Origin of the sequence: Escherichia sp. E3659 (assembly GCF_005781135.1) — a bacterium.
In the GTDB taxonomy this organism is placed as follows: domain Bacteria; phylum Pseudomonadota; class Gammaproteobacteria; order Enterobacterales; family Enterobacteriaceae; genus Escherichia.
Genome location: NZ_VATQ01000037.1, coordinates 24192 through 40730, shown reverse-complemented (window position 1 = coordinate 40730; position 16539 = coordinate 24192). Strand labels below are relative to the sequence as shown.

General features: G+C 52.0%; 16 protein-coding genes and 1 other RNA gene. 11 read left to right on the top strand and 6 right to left on the bottom strand.

The features are described from left to right. Positions 1–14 precede the first annotated feature (14 nt). From rimM to ffh, 3 genes are all read right to left on the bottom strand, one after another. Entirely contained in the window at positions 15–563 is a 549-nt protein-coding gene (gene rimM, locus FEK47_RS20795; protein ID WP_000043335.1) for a ribosome maturation factor RimM, read from the bottom strand. Between the two features lie 18 nt (positions 564–581). Beyond that, on the bottom strand, positions 582–830 hold the full coding sequence (gene rpsP, locus FEK47_RS20790; protein ID WP_000256450.1) for a 30S ribosomal protein S16: 249 nt from the start codon (positions 828–830) through the stop codon (positions 582–584). Positions 831–966: 136 nt separating this feature from the next. Then, positions 967–2328 carry a signal recognition particle protein gene (gene ffh, locus FEK47_RS20785; protein ID WP_000460035.1) on the bottom strand — a complete coding sequence of 454 codons (1362 nt, stop codon included), beginning with the start codon at positions 2326–2328 and terminating at the stop codon, positions 967–969. Positions 2329–2494: 166 nt separating this feature from the next. On the opposite strand from ffh, the gene FEK47_RS20780 reads away from it, so the two are divergent. Together FEK47_RS20780 and FEK47_RS20775 are read left to right on the top strand one after the other, a co-directional pair. Continuing rightward, the gene (locus tag FEK47_RS20780) at positions 2495–3286 is read left to right on the top strand and encodes an inner membrane protein YpjD (protein WP_138183358.1); all 792 of its coding nucleotides are present in this window, start codon (positions 2495–2497) and stop codon (positions 3284–3286) included. 20 nt (positions 3287–3306) lie between these two features. Next, positions 3307–4593 carry an HlyC/CorC family transporter gene (locus tag FEK47_RS20775; RefSeq protein ID WP_010723175.1) on the top strand — a complete coding sequence of 429 codons (1287 nt, stop codon included), beginning with the start codon at positions 3307–3309 and terminating at the stop codon, positions 4591–4593. 54 nt (positions 4594–4647) lie between these two features. Here the strand turns inward: FEK47_RS20775 and grpE are convergent, their stop codons facing one another. Next, positions 4648–5241 (bottom strand): nucleotide exchange factor GrpE, encoded by a 594-nt coding sequence (gene grpE / locus FEK47_RS20770; protein ID WP_135487411.1) that lies wholly within the window; start codon positions 5239–5241, stop codon positions 4648–4650. A 122-nt stretch (positions 5242–5363) separates the two neighbouring features. Here grpE and nadK point away from each other — a divergent pair, with 122 nt between their 5' ends. The 3 genes from nadK to bamE all read left to right on the top strand — a co-directional run bounded on the left by nadK (position 5364) and on the right by bamE (position 8482). After that, positions 5364–6242: an NAD(+) kinase gene (gene nadK, locus FEK47_RS20765; RefSeq protein ID WP_001059169.1), complete on the top strand. Its 879-nt coding sequence runs from the start codon at positions 5364–5366 to the stop codon at positions 6240–6242. 85 nt (positions 6243–6327) lie between these two features. Continuing rightward, positions 6328–7989 carry a DNA repair protein RecN gene (gene recN, locus FEK47_RS20760; RefSeq protein ID WP_135487410.1) on the top strand — a complete coding sequence of 554 codons (1662 nt, stop codon included), beginning with the start codon at positions 6328–6330 and terminating at the stop codon, positions 7987–7989. Between the two features lie 148 nt (positions 7990–8137). After that, positions 8138–8482 carry an outer membrane protein assembly factor BamE gene (gene bamE, locus FEK47_RS20755; RefSeq protein WP_064529892.1) on the top strand — a complete coding sequence of 115 codons (345 nt, stop codon included), beginning with the start codon at positions 8138–8140 and terminating at the stop codon, positions 8480–8482. 58 nt (positions 8483–8540) lie between these two features. Here the strand turns inward: bamE and FEK47_RS20750 are convergent, their stop codons facing one another. Both FEK47_RS20750 and ratA read right to left on the bottom strand, forming a co-directional pair. Next, the gene (locus FEK47_RS20750; protein WP_064529893.1) at positions 8541–8831 is read right to left on the bottom strand and encodes an RnfH family protein; all 291 of its coding nucleotides are present in this window, start codon (positions 8829–8831) and stop codon (positions 8541–8543) included. After that, positions 8821–9258: a type II toxin-antitoxin system toxin RatA gene (gene ratA / locus FEK47_RS20745; RefSeq protein ID WP_001339419.1), complete on the bottom strand. Its 438-nt coding sequence runs from the start codon at positions 9256–9258 to the stop codon at positions 8821–8823. The genes FEK47_RS20750 and ratA overlap by 11 nt, the downstream gene beginning before the upstream one ends. A gap of 170 nt (positions 9259–9428) precedes the next feature. On the opposite strand from ratA, the gene smpB reads away from it, so the two are divergent. The 6 genes from smpB (at position 9429) to gabT (ending at position 16226) form a co-directional block, all read left to right on the top strand. Then, positions 9429–9911: an SsrA-binding protein SmpB gene (gene smpB / locus FEK47_RS20740; protein WP_000162574.1), complete on the top strand. Its 483-nt coding sequence runs from the start codon at positions 9429–9431 to the stop codon at positions 9909–9911. A gap of 214 nt (positions 9912–10125) precedes the next feature. Further along, positions 10126–10488, top strand: a transfer-messenger RNA (tmRNA) gene (gene ssrA, locus FEK47_RS20735). 707 nt (positions 10489–11195) lie between these two features. Then, the gene (gene glaH / locus FEK47_RS20730) at positions 11196–12173 is read left to right on the top strand and encodes a glutarate dioxygenase GlaH (RefSeq protein ID WP_135487409.1); all 978 of its coding nucleotides are present in this window, start codon (positions 11196–11198) and stop codon (positions 12171–12173) included. Between the two features lie 19 nt (positions 12174–12192). Further along, entirely contained in the window at positions 12193–13461 is a 1269-nt protein-coding gene (gene lhgO / locus FEK47_RS20725; RefSeq protein WP_135487408.1) for an L-2-hydroxyglutarate oxidase, read from the top strand. A gap of 22 nt (positions 13462–13483) precedes the next feature. Further along, the gene (gene gabD, locus FEK47_RS20720; protein ID WP_000772848.1) at positions 13484–14932 is read left to right on the top strand and encodes an NADP-dependent succinate-semialdehyde dehydrogenase; all 1449 of its coding nucleotides are present in this window, start codon (positions 13484–13486) and stop codon (positions 14930–14932) included. A gap of 13 nt (positions 14933–14945) precedes the next feature. Beyond that, entirely contained in the window at positions 14946–16226 is a 1281-nt protein-coding gene (gabT, locus tag FEK47_RS20715) for a 4-aminobutyrate--2-oxoglutarate transaminase (RefSeq protein ID WP_135487407.1), read from the top strand. Positions 16227–16539: the final 313 nt, after the last annotated feature.

Genomic DNA, 16539 nt, shown 5'->3' with positions numbered 1-16539 from the left:
GTTTATCCGGTGGTTTAAAAACCAGGATCCCAATCTACTTCGATTGAACGAGTAGTGAGATCGACTTTCTTGATAACCTGCCCATCGAGGAACGGTACGAGACGTTCCTTGATACCAAACGCATCTTTCAGGTTTGCCTTAATGACGAGAACGTCATTAGATCCGGTTTCCATCATATCGACGACTTTACCGAGATCGTAGCCTTCAGTGGTTACTACCTGGCAGCCCATCAGGTCTTTCCAGTAGTAGTCACCCTCTTCAAGCTGAGGCAGTTGCGATGAATCCACGACAATTTCACAATTCGTCAGCAGGTTCGCCGCATCACGATCGTCAACGCCTTTCAGCTTGATGATCATGTCCTGATTGTGGTGCTTCCAGCTTTCCAGCTGGACTTGCTGCCACTGACCCGCCTTCTGGATAAACCAGGGCTGATAGTCAAAAATGCTTTCGGCGTCTTCGGTGGAAGAAAACACTCTGAGCCACCCACGAATACCGTAAGACGAACCCATTTTTCCCAAAACGATGGGATCAACAGGTGCTTGCGCGGTGAGTTGTTTGCTCATCATGACCACCGTGACAGATTAAGCTGCTTTGTTTACTTCTTTGATCAGCGCAGCAACGCGATCAGAAATAGTTGCGCCCTGGCCAACCCAGTGAGCGATGCGATCCAGATCCAGGCGAGTGCCTTCTTCTTTTTCGCTAGCGATTGGGTTGAAGAAACCAACGCGCTCGATGAAGCGACCGTTGCGTGCATTACGGCTGTCAGCGACAACAACCTGGTAGAACGGACGCTTTTTAGCGCCGTGACGTGCTAAACGAATAGTTACCATAACATCCTCTTGTGTGAATAAAACAACCGGACCCCATCGAGGAACGGAGTCCGGTGTCATATTAAAAGCCCGAAAATTTTACTGATTTCTGGAGAAAATGCAATCAGCAGTTAATAACTCTGTCGCATAAGGTCATTTAGCGACCAGGAAATCCCGGCGGCATCATACCCTTCATGCTTCTCATCATCTTCGCCATTCCGCCCTTCTTCATTTTCTTCATCATGCGCTGCATGTCGTCGAACTGCTTCAGAAGGCGGTTAACGTCCTGCACCTGCATACCGCAACCGGCAGCGATACGACGTTTACGCGAACCTTTGATGATTTCTGGCTTAGCGCGCTCTTTCATCGTCATCGAGTTGATGATGGCTTCCATACGCACCAGCACTTTATCGTCCATCTGCGACTTGACGTTATCCGGGATCTGCCCCATGCCCGGCAGTTTGCCCATCAGGCTGGCCATGCCGCCCATATTTTTCATCTGGCGCAGCTGCTCAAGGAAGTCGTTGAGATCGAAGCCGTCGCCTTTTTTCAGCTTGCTGGCTAATTTCTCCGCCTGCGCGCGGTCAACTTTGCTTTCGATATCTTCGATCAGCGACAGTACGTCGCCCATGCCGAGAATACGCGACGCGATGCGGTCCGGATGGAACGGCTCCAGCGCCTCAGTTTTCTCGCCAACACCGAGGAACTTGATCGGTTTGCCAGTGATGTGACGAATAGAGAGCGCCGCACCGCCGCGGGCATCGCCGTCCACTTTGGTCAACACTACGCCGGTAAGCGGCAGCGCTTCGTTGAAGGCTTTCGCGGTATTCGCGGCATCCTGACCGGTCATGGCGTCAACCACAAACAGGGTTTCAACCGGATTAATCGACGCATGGACTTGTTTGATCTCGTCCATCATCGCTTCATCAACGTGCAGACGACCAGCGGTATCCACCAGCAGCACGTCGTAGAATTTCAGTTTGGCTTCTTTCAGCGCGGCGTTAACGATATCTACCGGCTTCTGACCAACATCAGAAGGGAAGAAATCAACGCCCACCTGCTCTGCAAGCGTCTCAAGCTGTTTGATTGCCGCCGGGCGATAGACGTCGGCAGAAACCACCAGCACTTTCTTCTTGTGCTTCTCGCGCAGGAACTTACCGAGTTTACCCACGCTGGTTGTTTTACCGGCACCTTGCAGGCCCGCCATCAGCACGACCGCAGGCGGTTGCGCAGCCAGGTTCAGGGTCTGGTTCTCTTCGCCCATCGCCGCAACCAGTTCGTTACGGACGATTTTGACGAACTCCTGCCCCGGCGTCAGGCTTTTATTAACTTCATGACCAACCGCTTTCTCTTTTACGCGATTGATAAACTCACGCACTACCGGCAGAGCGACGTCCGCCTCCAGCAGCGCCATGCGCACTTCGCGCAGCGTATCTTTTACGTTGTCTTCAGTGAGGCGTCCACGGCCACTGATATTGCGCAGCGTGCGCGACAAACGATCGGTTAAATTATCAAACATTGTCTCTCGCCTGGGGTGGAAACGGTTGGCCGCAATCGCGACACATCATCAGTATTTTGCCGCAGTATAACATGAAGGCGTCTTTGTTGTTATGCAACGGTTGGAGCAGCGTTCACCTGACGCTATACTGCTTCTCTTTCTTATTGCTCAAACTGTCGACATTACTATGCCCGTTTTTGCTCTGCTCGCGCTTGTCGCCTACTCCGTCAGTCTTGCGCTGATTGTTCCCGGTCTGCTGCAAAAAAACGGCGGCTGGCGGCGCATGGCTATTATTTCTGCGGTCATTGCGCTGGTCTGCCACGCAATCGCTCTGGAAGCCCGCATCCTGCCCGACGGTGATAGCGGACAAAACCTCAGCCTGCTGAACGTTGGTTCATTGGTCAGTTTGATGATCTGTACGGTAATGACCATTGTGGCTTCTCGCAATCGTGGCTGGTTGCTGCTACCCATTGTCTATGCCTTTGCGCTTATCAACCTGGCGCTGGCGACCTTCATGCCCAATGAATACATCACCCATCTGGAAGCCACGCCTGGGATGCTGGTGCACATTGGCTTATCGCTCTTTTCCTATGCCACGCTAATTATCGCCGGCCTGTACGCGCTGCAACTGGCGTGGATTGATTACCAACTGAAGAACAAAAAGTTGGCATTCAGTCAGGAAATGCCGCCATTGATGAGTATCGAGCGTAAAATGTTCCACATTACGCAGATTGGCGTGGTGCTGTTAACGCTTACTCTTTGCACTGGCCTGTTCTACATGCACAACTTATTTAGCATGGAAAATATCGACAAGGCCGTGCTCTCTATCGTGGCGTGGTTTGTCTATATTGTGCTGCTGTGGGGACATTATCATGAAGGATGGCGTGGACGACGCGTCGTCTGGTTTAACGTCGCGGGCGCGGTCATTCTGACGATGGCCTATTTCGGCAGCCGAATTGTCCAGCAGTTAATCAGCTAAACCCAGAAAAGGAGTTTCCCCTGGAACACATTTCTACTACTACGTTGATCATTATTCTGATCATCATGGTGGTCATTTCAGCCTATTTTTCCGGGTCCGAAACCGGAATGATGACCCTCAACCGCTATCGTCTGCGACATATGGCGAAACAGGGTAATCGCTCGGCCAAACGCGTCGAAAAATTGCTGCGTAAGCCAGACCGCCTGATTAGCCTTGTGTTAATCGGCAATAACCTGGTCAATATTCTTGCCTCCGCGCTCGGCACTATTGTCGGGATGCGTTTGTACGGCGATGCTGGCGTGGCAATTGCGACTGGTGTGCTGACTTTTGTCGTACTGGTTTTTGCTGAAGTATTGCCGAAAACCATTGCTGCGCTGTACCCGGAAAAAGTCGCTTATCCGAGTAGTTTTCTGTTAGCACCGCTGCAAATTTTGATGATGCCGCTGGTCTGGTTGCTGAATGCTATTACCCGCATGTTAATGCGCATGATGGGCATCAAAACCGATATCGTGGTTAGCGGCTCTTTGAGCAAAGAAGAGTTGCGCACCATCGTGCACGAATCGCGCTCACAAATTTCCCGTCGCAATCAGGATATGCTGCTTTCGGTGCTCGATCTGGAAAAAATGACCGTCGATGACATCATGGTGCCGCGCAGTGAAATTATCGGTATTGATATCAACGATGACTGGAAATCGATTCTGCGCCAACTCTCCCACTCACCTCACGGGCGCATCGTGCTCTACCGTGATTCGCTGGACGACGCCATCAGTATGCTGCGAGTACGTGAAGCCTGGCGGTTGATGTCGGAGAAAAAAGAGTTCACCAAAGAAACCATGCTGCGCGCCGCGGACGAGATCTATTTTGTGCCCGAAGGTACGCCGCTCAGCACGCAGTTGGTAAAGTTTCAGCGCAACAAAAAGAAAGTCGGCCTGGTCGTCAACGAATACGGAGACATTCAGGGGCTGGTGACGGTCGAAGATATTCTCGAAGAGATAGTTGGTGATTTCACCACATCCATGTCGCCAACACTTGCCGAAGAAGTCACTCCGCAAAACGACGGTTCGGTGATTATCGATGGCACCGCCAACGTGCGAGAAATTAACAAAGCCTTTAACTGGCATCTACCGGAAGATGATGCTCGAACTGTTAACGGCGTCATTCTGGAAGCGCTGGAAGAGATCCCTGTTGCAGGCACCCGCGTACGTATTGGCGAGTACGATATCGATATTCTCGACGTTCAGGACAATATGATTAAGCAGGTAAAAGTTTTTCCTGTAAAACCGCTGCGCGAGAGTGTGGCGGAGTAAAAAAAACGGCCCGGCATTCGCATGCTGGGCCGTGATTTATTACGAAAACAGAAATTAAGCTTTTGCTTTCGCTACAGTAACCATCGCCGCGCGAATCGTACGACCGTTCAGCGTATAACCTTTCTGCATAATGCCCAGTACGTTACCTGGCGCAACGTCATCAGATTCCACCATTGCGATGGCCTGATGCACATTCGGGTCCAGTGGGACGTTAGTTTCGGCGATCACTTCAACGCCAAACTTACGCACAACATCCAGCATCGACTTCAGCGTCAGCTCAATGCCTTCAACCATCGCGGACATATCCGGGTTAGCTTTATCAGCCACTTCCAGCGCACGATCCAGGCTATCGATCACCGGCAGCAATTCGTTGATGAATTTCTCCAGCGCGAATTTGTGGGCTTTTTCGATATCCAGTTCAGTACGACGACGCAGGTTTTCCATTTCGGCTTTTACGCGCAAAATACCGTCACGTTCACGGGTCTGAGCTTCAGCCAGCTGAGCTTCGAGATTCGCAATTTTTTCATCGCGCGGATCCACCTGCTCAGCAGAAGCTTCTGGCTCAACTGCCTCAATCTCTTCGTGCTGATCCATGATAATTTCTTTCGGGGCTTGCCCCTCAGGCGTTTTCTGTTCTTTACTACTCATGAATTTCTCCGCGTTTTTTTCGCATTCATCTCGCTAACTTCGCTTATTATGGGGATCAGTTTCAGGGTTTCAAGGGAAGCACTCACATTGTCATCAATCTTCGCAACAAGGACCTCGGAAAAATGAATAATCATTTCAAGTGTATTGGCATTGTGGGACACCCACGGCACCCTACTGCACTGACAACACATGAAATGCTCTACCGCTGGCTGTGCACAAAAGGTTACGAGGTCATCGTTGAGCAACAAATCGCTCACGAACTGCAACTGAAGAATGTGAAAACTGGCACGCTCGCGGAGATTGGGCAACTGGCTGATCTCGCGGTAGTCGTTGGCGGCGACGGTAATATGCTGGGCGCGGCGCGCACACTCGCCCGCTACGATATTAAAGTTATTGGAATCAACCGTGGCAACCTGGGTTTCCTGACTGACCTTGACCCCGATAACGCCCAGCAACAATTAGCCGATGTGCTGGAAGGCCACTACATCAGCGAGAAACGTTTTTTGCTGGAAGCGCAAGTCTGCCAGCAAGATTGCCAGAAACGCATCAGCACAGCGATAAATGAAGTTGTACTTCATCCAGGCAAAGTGGCGCATATGATTGAGTTCGAAGTGTATATCGACGAGATCTTTGCGTTTTCTCAGCGATCTGATGGACTAATTATTTCAACGCCAACAGGCTCCACTGCCTATTCCCTCTCTGCGGGCGGTCCTATTCTGACACCCTCTCTGGATGCAATTACCCTGGTGCCCATGTTCCCGCATACGTTGTCAGCACGACCACTGGTCATAAACAGCAGCAGCACGATCCGTCTGCGTTTTTCGCATCGCCGTAACGACCTGGAAATCAGTTGCGACAGTCAGATAGCGCTGCCGATTCAGGAAGGTGAAGATGTCCTGATTCGTCGCTGTGATTATCATCTGAATCTGATTCACCCGAAAGATTACAGCTATTTCAATACATTAAGCACCAAGCTCGGCTGGTCAAAAAAATTATTCTAATTTTACGCCAGCCTCTTTACTGTATATAAAACCAGTTTATACTGTACACAATAACAGTAATGGTTTTTCATACAGGAAAACGACTATGTTGGCACAACTGACCATCAGCAACTTTGCTATCGTTCGTGAGCTTGAGATTGATTTTCACAGCGGCATGACCGTAATAACCGGTGAAACCGGCGCGGGTAAATCTATTGCGATAGATGCCCTCGGCCTTTGTCTCGGTGGTCGCGCTGAAGCCGACATGGTGCGTACCGGCGCTGCTCGCGCTGACCTGTGCGCCCGTTTTTCACTGAAAGATACGCCAGCGGCTCTGCGCTGGCTGGAAGAAAATCAACTGGAAGATGGCCGTGAATGCCTGCTTCGTCGCGTAATCAGTAGCGATGGTCGCTCCCGTGGTTTCATCAACGGTACAGCTGTTCCTCTGTCACAACTGCGCGAACTGGGTCAGTTGCTGATTCAGATCCATGGTCAGCACGCTCATCAATTACTCACCAAATCCGAGCACCAAAAATTCCTGCTTGATGGCTATGCCAATGAAACCTCTCTGCTCCAGGAAATGACCGTACGTTATCAGTTGTGGCATCAAAGCTGCCGCGACCTCGCGCACCATCAACAACTAAGTCAGGAACGCGCGGCCCGTGCGGAACTGCTGCAATACCAATTAAAAGAACTTAACGAATTTAATCCGCAGCCCGGAGAGTTTGAGCAAATTGACGAAGAGTACAAACGTCTGGCGAACAGCGGTCAATTACTGACTACCAGCCAGAATGCATTGGCATTAATGGCCGACGGTGAAGACGCAAACCTGCAAAGTCAGCTTTACACGGCTAAACAGCTGGTGAGTGAATTGATTGGCATGGACAGCAAACTGTCCGGCGTACTTGATATGCTGGAAGAAGCTACCATCCAGATTGCTGAAGCCAGCGACGAACTGCGCCACTACTGCGATCGTCTGGATCTCGATCCCAACCGACTGTTTGAACTTGAACAGCGCATCTCAAAACAGATTTCGCTGGCACGTAAACATCACGTCAGCCCTGAGGCATTGCCACAGTATTACCAGTCGCTACTGGAAGAACAGCAGCAACTGGACGATCAGGCCGACTCACAAGAAACGCTAGTGCTGGCGGTAACGAAACATCATCAGCAAGCACTGGAAACGGCACGCGCGTTACACCAGCAACGCCAGCATTATGCAAATGAATTGGCACAGCTGATCACCGATAGTATGCATGCACTCTCTATGCCGCATGGGCAGTTTACGATTGATGTTAAATTTGACGAGCATCACCTGGGCATTGACGGTGCCGATCGTATTGAGTTTCGGGTAACCACCAACCCAGGTCAGCCAATGCAGCCTATTGCCAAAGTCGCATCCGGTGGTGAATTGTCACGCATCGCATTGGCAATTCAGGTCATTACCGCGCGTAAAATGGAAACCCCGGCACTGATTTTTGATGAAGTGGATGTAGGGATTAGCGGTCCAACAGCGGCAGTTGTCGGCAAACTGCTACGTCAGCTTGGCGAATCAACCCAGGTGATGTGTGTTACCCATTTGCCGCAAGTCGCAGGATGCGGTCATCAACACTATTTTGTCAGCAAAGAAACCGATGGCGCGATGACCGAAACTCATATGGAGTCGCTGGACAAAAAAGCGCGGTTACAAGAGCTGGCGCGCCTGCTTGGTGGCAGTGAAGTCACACGTAACACACTGGCGAATGCGAAAGAACTGCTTGCGGCGTAAACTTTTTTCCTGCTTCACGGTCAGAGTAAACAGCAAAACGCCGTAAGACCGGAAAGCAAAAGGTTTTAAAGTGATGAAAGGTCTATTATCATCGGCATATTACAGATGAGCCACGTACTGCTCGGGCCCGAAAAGGAATCAAATCACTATGCGCTGTAAAACGCTGACTGCTGCAGCAGCAGTACTATTGATGTTGACCGCAGGCTGTTCCACTCTGGAGCGAGTGGTTTACCGTCCTGACATCAACCAGGGGAACTATCTGACCGCTAACGACGTATCCAAAATACGTGTTGGCATGACGCAACAACAAGTTGCGTACGCATTGGGTACACCGCTGATGTCCGATCCATTTGGTACGAATACCTGGTTCTATGTGTTCCGTCAGCAACCAGGTCATGAAGGTGTAACGCAGCAAACGCTGACGCTGACCTTTAACAGTAGCGGTGTGTTGACCAACATTGATAACAAACCCGCGCTGACTGGCAACGAATAAAATTTGCTGTTTATAGCGATTAAAAAAAGGTGCTCAATGAGCACCTTTTTTCTGTCTGTTATTTATTCGCTGATTTTTCTGCTCGTTGCCTGCGAAGCTCTTTCGGATCGGCAATGAGAGGACGATAAATCTCCACCCGATCGCCATCATGCACGGTATCGCTCAGTTTTGCCGGACGGCTGTAAATGCCGACTTTGTTTTTAGTTAAATCGATATCGGTACGCAATTCCAGCAAGCCACTGGCGCGAATTGCTTCTTCAACCGTCGCGCCCTCCTGCAATCTTACCCGTTGCAGGTATTGTTTCTCGGGTAATGCGTAAGCAACCTCTACGGCAATTTTACCTGGCACTGTAGACCTCTTTTGCACGAACAGTAAAAGCCTGCACCATATTAGCTGCCAGCTCTTTAAACACGCGACCAAAGGCGAGTTCAATCAACTTATTGGTAAACTCAAAGTCGAGATGAAACTCAATACGGCACGCGTCCTGGCTCAACGGCGTAAACTTCCAGCCGCCGATCAATTTCTTAAACGGTCCATCAACCAGACTCATCAGAATACTTTGGTTACTGGTCAACTGGTTGCGGGTAGTAAACGTTTTGCTGATCCCAGCCTTAGACACATCTACCGCAGCGGTCATCTGCCCAGGAGTGGACTCCAGAATCCGGCTTCCAGTGCACCCTGGTAAAAACTGAGGATAAGACTGAACGTCATTCACTAACTGATACATTTGCTCCGCGCTGTAGGGTACCAGTGCGGTCCGGCTAATCTGAGGCATAACAATTTCCATCAACAAAAATCCAACAAATAATATCATTTATCCTGCCGTAAAAAAAACGCTATCCCGACGCTGGGTAACATCCGGTTCATGCTAAGATAGAGCCTTGTCCCCCGCAGGATTGATATGGGGTATTTTCGATTTCAGATTACCGATGATTCACGACGCTTATGACGAAGAAAAAAGCACATAAACCTGGTTCAGCGACCATCGCGCTTAACAAGCGCGCCCGTCACGAATACTTTATTGAAGAAGAGTTCGAAGCGGGACTTGCCCTGCAAGGCTGGGAAGTTAAATCCCTGCGCGCAGGAAAAGCCAATATTAGCGACAGCTATGTCCTTCTGCGCGACGGAGAAGCGTTCCTGTTTGGAGCAAACATCACGCCGATGGCAGTGGCTTCCACGCACGTGGTGTGCGACCCTACTCGCACCCGCAAACTGCTTCTCAACCAGCGCGAACTTGACTCTCTCTATGGCCGAGTGAACCGTGAAGGTTATACCGTAGTGGCGCTCTCCCTGTACTGGAAAAATGCCTGGTGCAAAGTAAAAATCGGCGTCGCGAAAGGTAAGAAACAACACGATAAACGTTCTGATATCAAAGAACGTGAATGGCAGGTTGATAAAGCACGTATCATGAAAAACGCGCACCGTTAAACCTATATAAGCGATACTAATCAAATCTTCACCGCGCCTCCCTATCCGGTGGCGCGAATGAACATCTTGTCGACTGTCAAATCTGACACTGATGTAGCCATCCCATTGCTTAATCGAAGAAAAATCATACTATGCAGGCGCTAATTCCAGGATGATAACGCCTTTGGGGCTAGTCATGGCGCTCAAAAATCTGGTATACTTAACGTTACACATTGGGGCTGATTCTGGATTCGACGGGATTTGCGAAACCCAAGGTGCATGCCGAGGGGCGGTTGGCCTCGTAAAAAGCCGCAAAAAATAGTCGCAAACGACGAAAACTACGCTTTAGCAGCTTAATAACCTGCTTAGAGCCCTCTCTCCCTAGCCTCCGCTCTTAGGACGGGGATCAAGAGAGGTCAAACCCAAAAGAGATCGCGTGGAAGCCCTGCCTGGGGTTGAAGCGTTAAAACTTAATCAGGCTAGTTTGTTAGTGGCGTGTCTGTCCGCAGCTGGCAAGCGAATGTAAAGACTGACTAAGCATGTAGTACCGAGGATGTAGGAATTTCGGACGCGGGTTCAACTCCCGCCAGCTCCACCAATCATGATTGGATGGTGTTATCACAACACCAACAAAAACAGGAAGTTAGAAGTCTCATCAGGACACCGACCAGACGGTGAGGAGACAAAAAAGGATACGCAACGGAGTCGCGACTCCCTGTGACATTAAAGCCCGCTGATGCGGGCTTTTTTATTGGTCCGGATTCCATCGTGTGTAAACCCCATTCAATTACAGCTCAGACATATACAGCATCCCTCAGGTCAGTATCAGCTTCTCGAAAAATGGTAACTGTCATTAACCCGTTGCCAGAAATAGAAAAATTAGCCTCCATAGCCAGTCTTCCCGGAATCTGTTTGTTCATTAAGATTGTTATCGATGTCATCAAATAACATCGGTTGAATGGGAGTGTTCTTACCCACATTGGTCGATACGGAACTCAGTAAGTTGAAGTAACTCCGAACTCTGAAAAAGCAGTTTAAATAGCATTTCAACAAATGAGCAAACAAATGCCATCCGGTCGAAAATTGGATAAAACTGAAATTAATATATTGTTTTAATTATATATTTATGTTCATCCCAATTCTTATCCCTTACATTTTTTGTTATTAATTTGTTGTTTTTGATCACAATAAGAAAACAATATGTAACTTTTGTGCGCATTTTTCAGAAATGTAGATATTTTTAGATTATGGCTACGAAATGAGCATCGCCATGTCACCCTACATCTCATAAGAGGATCGCTTCTGATGAATGCACTGACCGCCGTACAAAATAACGCTGTCGATTCAGGCCAGGACTATAGCGGATTCACTCTCATCCCGTCGGCGCAATCCCCGCGTCTGCTGGAACTTACCTTCACCGAACAGACGACCAAACAGTTTCTCGAACAGGTTGCCGAGTGGCCCGTGCAGGCGCTGGAGTACAAATCGTTTCTGCGTTTTCGTGTGGGTAAAATTCTTGACGATCTCTGTGCGAACCAGCTGCAACCGTTGCTGTTGAAAACGCTGCTAAACCGCGCTGAGGGTGCGCTGTTGATCAATGCGGTGGGCGTCGATGATGTCGCGCAGGCAGATGAGATGGTAAAGCTGGCGACGGCGGTGGCGCATCTGATTGGCCGTTCCAATTTCGATGCCATGAGCGGTCAGTATTATGCGCGTTTTGTAGTGAAAAATGTCGATAACTCAGACAGCTATCTGCGTCAGCCGCACCGCGTAATGGAGCTGCACAACGACGGCACCTACGTCGAAGAGATCACCGACTATGTGCTGATGATGAAAATCGACGAGCAGAACATGCAGGGCGGAAATTCGCTGCTGCTGCATCTCGATGACTGGGAACATCTGGACCACTTTTTCCGCCACCCGGTGGCGCGCCGTCCGATGCGCTTTGCCGCGCCGCCGAGCAAAAAAGTCAGCAAAGATGTTTTCCATCCGGTGTTCGACGTTGATCAGCAGGGTCGCCCGGTGATGCGCTATATCGACCAGTTCGTCCAGCCAAAAGACTTCGAAGAAGGTGTGTGGTTGAGCGAGCTTTCCGATGCCATTGAAACCAGCAAAGGCATTCTTTCTGTGCCCGTTCCCGTTGGCAAATTCCTGTTGATTAACAACCTGTTCTGGCTGCACGGTCGCGACCGCTTTACCGCGCATCCGGATCTGCGTCGTGAACTGATGCGCCAGCGCGGCTATTTCGCTTACGCCACTCACCACTACCAGACGCATCAGTAAGCGCAAAGGAATTGAGCGGATGTATGATTTTGTGATTATTGGCGGCGGCATCATCGGCATGTCGACCGCCATGCAACTGATTGATGTCTATCCGGATGCCCGCATTGCGTTGCTGGAAAAAGAGTCCGGCCCTGCCTGTCATCAGACGGGCCACAACAGCGGCGTGATCCATGCCGGGGTTTATTACACGCCCGGTAGCCTGAAGGCGCAGTTTTGCCTGGCGGGGAACCGCGCCACTAAAGCCTTTTGCGATCAAAACGGCATTCGCTATGACAACTGCGGCAAGATGCTGGTCGCCACCTCTGAACTCGAAATGGAACGGATGCGCGCCTTATGGGAACGCACGGCGGCGAACGGTATTGAGCGCGAGTGGTTAAACGCCGACGAACTGCACGAGCGCGAACCGAATATCACCGGGCTTGGCGGCATTTTTGTGCCGTCCAGCGGCATTGTCAGCTACCGCGAAGTCACGGCGGCAATGGCAAAAATCTTCCAGGCCAGGGGCGGTGAGATTATCTATAACGCCGAAGTCAGCGGCCTCAGTGAGCATAAAAACGGCGTGGTGATACGTACCCGCCAGGGCGGCGAATATGAAGCATCGACGCTGATTAGCTGTTCCGGGCTGATGGCTGACCGGCTGGTGAAAATGCTCGGCCTCGAACCGGGCTTTATCATCTGCCCGTTCCGTGGCGAATATTTCCGCCTTGCGCCGGAGCATAACCAGATTGTTAACCATCTTATTTACCCCATTCCCGACCCGGCAATGCCATTTTTGGGCGTGCATCTCACCCGCATGATCGACGGCAGCGTCACCGTCGGGCCAAACGCGGTGCTGGCATTCAAACGCGAAGGCTATCGCAAGCGCGACTTCTCATTTAGCGACACGCTGGAGATTTTGAGCTCGTCGGGGATTCGCCGGGTGCTGCAAAACCATCTACGCTCAGGACTGGGCGAGATGAAAAACTCGCTGTGCAAAAGCAGCTATCTGCGGCTGGTGCAAAAGTATTGTCCACGGCTTTCGTTAAGCGATCTCCAGCCCTGGCCCGCCGGTGTGCGGGCGCAGGCGGTATCGCCGGACGGCAAGCTGATTGACGATTTTCTGTTTGTCACCACCCCGCGCACGATCCACACCTGCAATGCGCCCTCCCCGGCAGCGACATCAGCAATTCCTATTGGTGCGCATATTGTCAGCAAGGTACAAACGCTGTTGGCAAGCCAGAGTAACCCCGGACGCACGCTGCGAGCGGCACGTAGTGTGGATGCCTTACACGCCGCATTTAATCAATAACCTTTGAAAACAGGACGTAACAATGAAACTTAACGACAGTAACTTATTCCGCCAGCAGGCGTTGATTAACGGGGAATGGCTGGACGCCAACAATGGCGAGGTCATCGACGTCACCAATCCGGCCAACGGCGACAAGCTGGGTAGCGTGCCGAAAATGGGCGCTGATGAAACCCGCGCCGCTATCGACGCCGCCAACCGCGCCCTGCCCGCCTGGCGTGCGCTCACCGCCAAAGAACGCGCCAACATTCTGCGCAACTGGTTCAATTTGATGATGGAGCATCAGGACGATTTAGCGCGTCTGATGACCCTCGAACAGGGCAAACCGCTGGCTGAAGCGAAAGGCGAAATCAGCTACGCCGCCTCCTTTATTGAGTGGTTTGCCGAAGAAGGCAAACGAATTTATGGCGACACCATTCCCGGTCATCAGGCCGATAAACGCCTGATTGTGATCAAGCAGCCGATTGGCGTTACCGCCGCCATCACGCCGTGGAACTTCCCGGCAGCGATGATTACCCGCAAAGCCGGTCCGGCGCTGGCGGCAGGCTGCACGATGGTGCTGAAACCCGCCAGTCAGACGCCGTTCTCTGCGCTGGCGCTGGCGGAGCTGGCGATTCGCGCGGGCATTCCGGCTGGCGTGTTTAACGTGGTCACCGGTTCGGCGGGCGCAGTTGGTAACGAACTGACCAGCAACCCGCTGGTGCGCAAACTGTCGTTTACCGGCTCGACCGAAATTGGCCGCCAGTTAATGGAACAGTGCGCGAAAGACATCAAAAAAGTGTCGCTGGAGCTGGGCGGTAACGCGCCATTTATCGTCTTTGACGATGCCGATCTCGACAAAGCCGTGGAAGGCGCGCTGGCCTCGAAATTCCGCAACGCCGGGCAAACCTGCGTTTGCGCCAACCGTTTATACGTGCAGGACGGCGTGTATGACCGTTTTGCCGAAAAATTGCAGCAGGCGGTGAGCAAACTGCACATCGGCGACGGGCTGGATAAAGGCGTCACCATCGGGCCGCTGATCGATGAAAAAGCGGTAGCAAAAGTGGAAGAGCATATTGCCGATGCGCTGGAGAAAGGCGCGCGCGTGGTTTGCGGCGGTAAAGCGCACGAACGCGGCGGCAACTTCTTCCAGCCGACCATTCTGGTGGACGTTCCGGCTAACGCCAAAGTGTCGAAAGAAGAGACGTTCGGCCCTCTCGCCCCGCTGTTCCGCTTTAAAGATGAAGCCGATGTGATTGCGCAAGCCAATGACACCGAATTTGGCCTTGCCGCCTATTTCTACGCCCGTGATTTAAGCCGCGTCTTCCGCGTGGGCGAGGCGCTGGAGTACGGCATCGTTGGCATCAATACCGGCATTATTTCCAATGAAGTCGCCCCGTTCGGCGGTATCAAAGCCTCGGGTCTGGGTCGTGAAGGTTCGAAGTATGGCATCGAAGATTACTTAGAAATCAAATATATGTGCATCGGTCTTTAACTGGAGAACGCGAATGAGCAGCAATAAAGAGTTAATGCAGCGCCGCAGTCAGGCGATTCCCCGTGGCGTTGGGCAAATTCACCCGATTTTCGCTGACCGCGCGGAAAACTGCCGGGTGTGGGACGTTGAAGGCCGTGAGTATCTTGATTTTGCGGGTGGGATTGCGGTGCTCAATACCGGGCACCTGCATCCGAAAGTGGTTGCGGCGGTGGAAGCGCAGTTGAAAAAACTGTCGCACACCTGCTTCCAGGTGCTGGCCTACGAGCCGTATCTTGAGCTGTGCGAAATAATGAATCAGAAGGTGCCAGGCGATTTTGCCAAAAAAACGCTGCTGGTCACCACAGGTTCTGAAGCGGTAGAGAACGCGGTGAAAATCGCCCGCGCCGCCACCAAACGTAGCGGTACTATCGCCTTTAGCGGTGCGTACCACGGGCGCACGCATTACACTTTGGCGCTGACCGGCAAGGTGAATCCGTACTCTGCGGGCATGGGCCTGATGCCGGGCCATGTTTATCGCGCGCTTTATCCTTGCCCGCTGCATGGCATCAGTGAAGATGACGCTATCGCCAGTATCCACCGAATCTTCAAAAATGATGCGGCGCCGGAAGATATCGCCGCCATCGTGATTGAGCCGGTTCAGGGCGAAGGCGGTTTCTACGCCGCAACGCCAGCCTTTATGCAGCGTTTACGCGCGCTGTGTGACGAGCACGGGATCATGCTGATTGCCGATGAAGTGCAGAGCGGCGCGGGGCGTACCGGCACGCTGTTTGCGATGGAGCAAATGGGCGTAGCACCGGATCTCACCACCTTTGCGAAATCGATCGCAGGCGGTTTCCCGCTGGCGGGCGTCACCGGGCGCGCGGAAGTGATGGACGCCGTCGCACCGGGCGGGCTGGGCGGCACCTATGCGGGTAACCCGATTGCCTGCGTGGCGGCGCTGGAAGTGTTGAAGGTGTTCGAGCAGGAAAATCTGCTGCAAAAAGCCAACGACTTGGGGCAAAAGCTGAAAGAAGGGTTATTGGCGATCGCCGAAAAACACCCGGAGATCGGCGACGTACGCGGGCTGGGGGCGATGATCGCCATCGAGCTGTTTGAAGATGGCGATCACAACAAACCGGACGCCAAACTCACCGCCGAGATCGTGGCTCGCGCCCGCGATAAGGGCCTGATTCTTCTCTCCTGCGGCCCGTATTACAACGTGCTGCGCATCCTGGTACCGCTCACCATTGAAGACGCTCAGATCCATCAGGGTCTGGAGATCATCAGCCAGTGTTTTGCTGAGGCGAAACAGTAGGTCCGTACCCATGCCGGAAGCGACGCTTTGCGTCTTGTCCGGCCTACGGGGATCCAGGTCGGATAAGGCGTTTGCGCCGCATCCGACAATCGGCACACCATGCCGGAGGCGACGCTTCGCGTCTTGTCCGGCCTACGAGAATCCAGGTCGGATAAGGCGTTTACGCCGCATCCGACAATCAGTACGTGAACAGGAATAAATCTATGTCGGCCGGATAAGGCGGAGCCGCTCTCCGGCAAAAAGAATCAATAACAATTAAACGCGTGACCCGACGCGGGAAATGTCGGGGCGCTCTCCCAAGTGACACACTTTC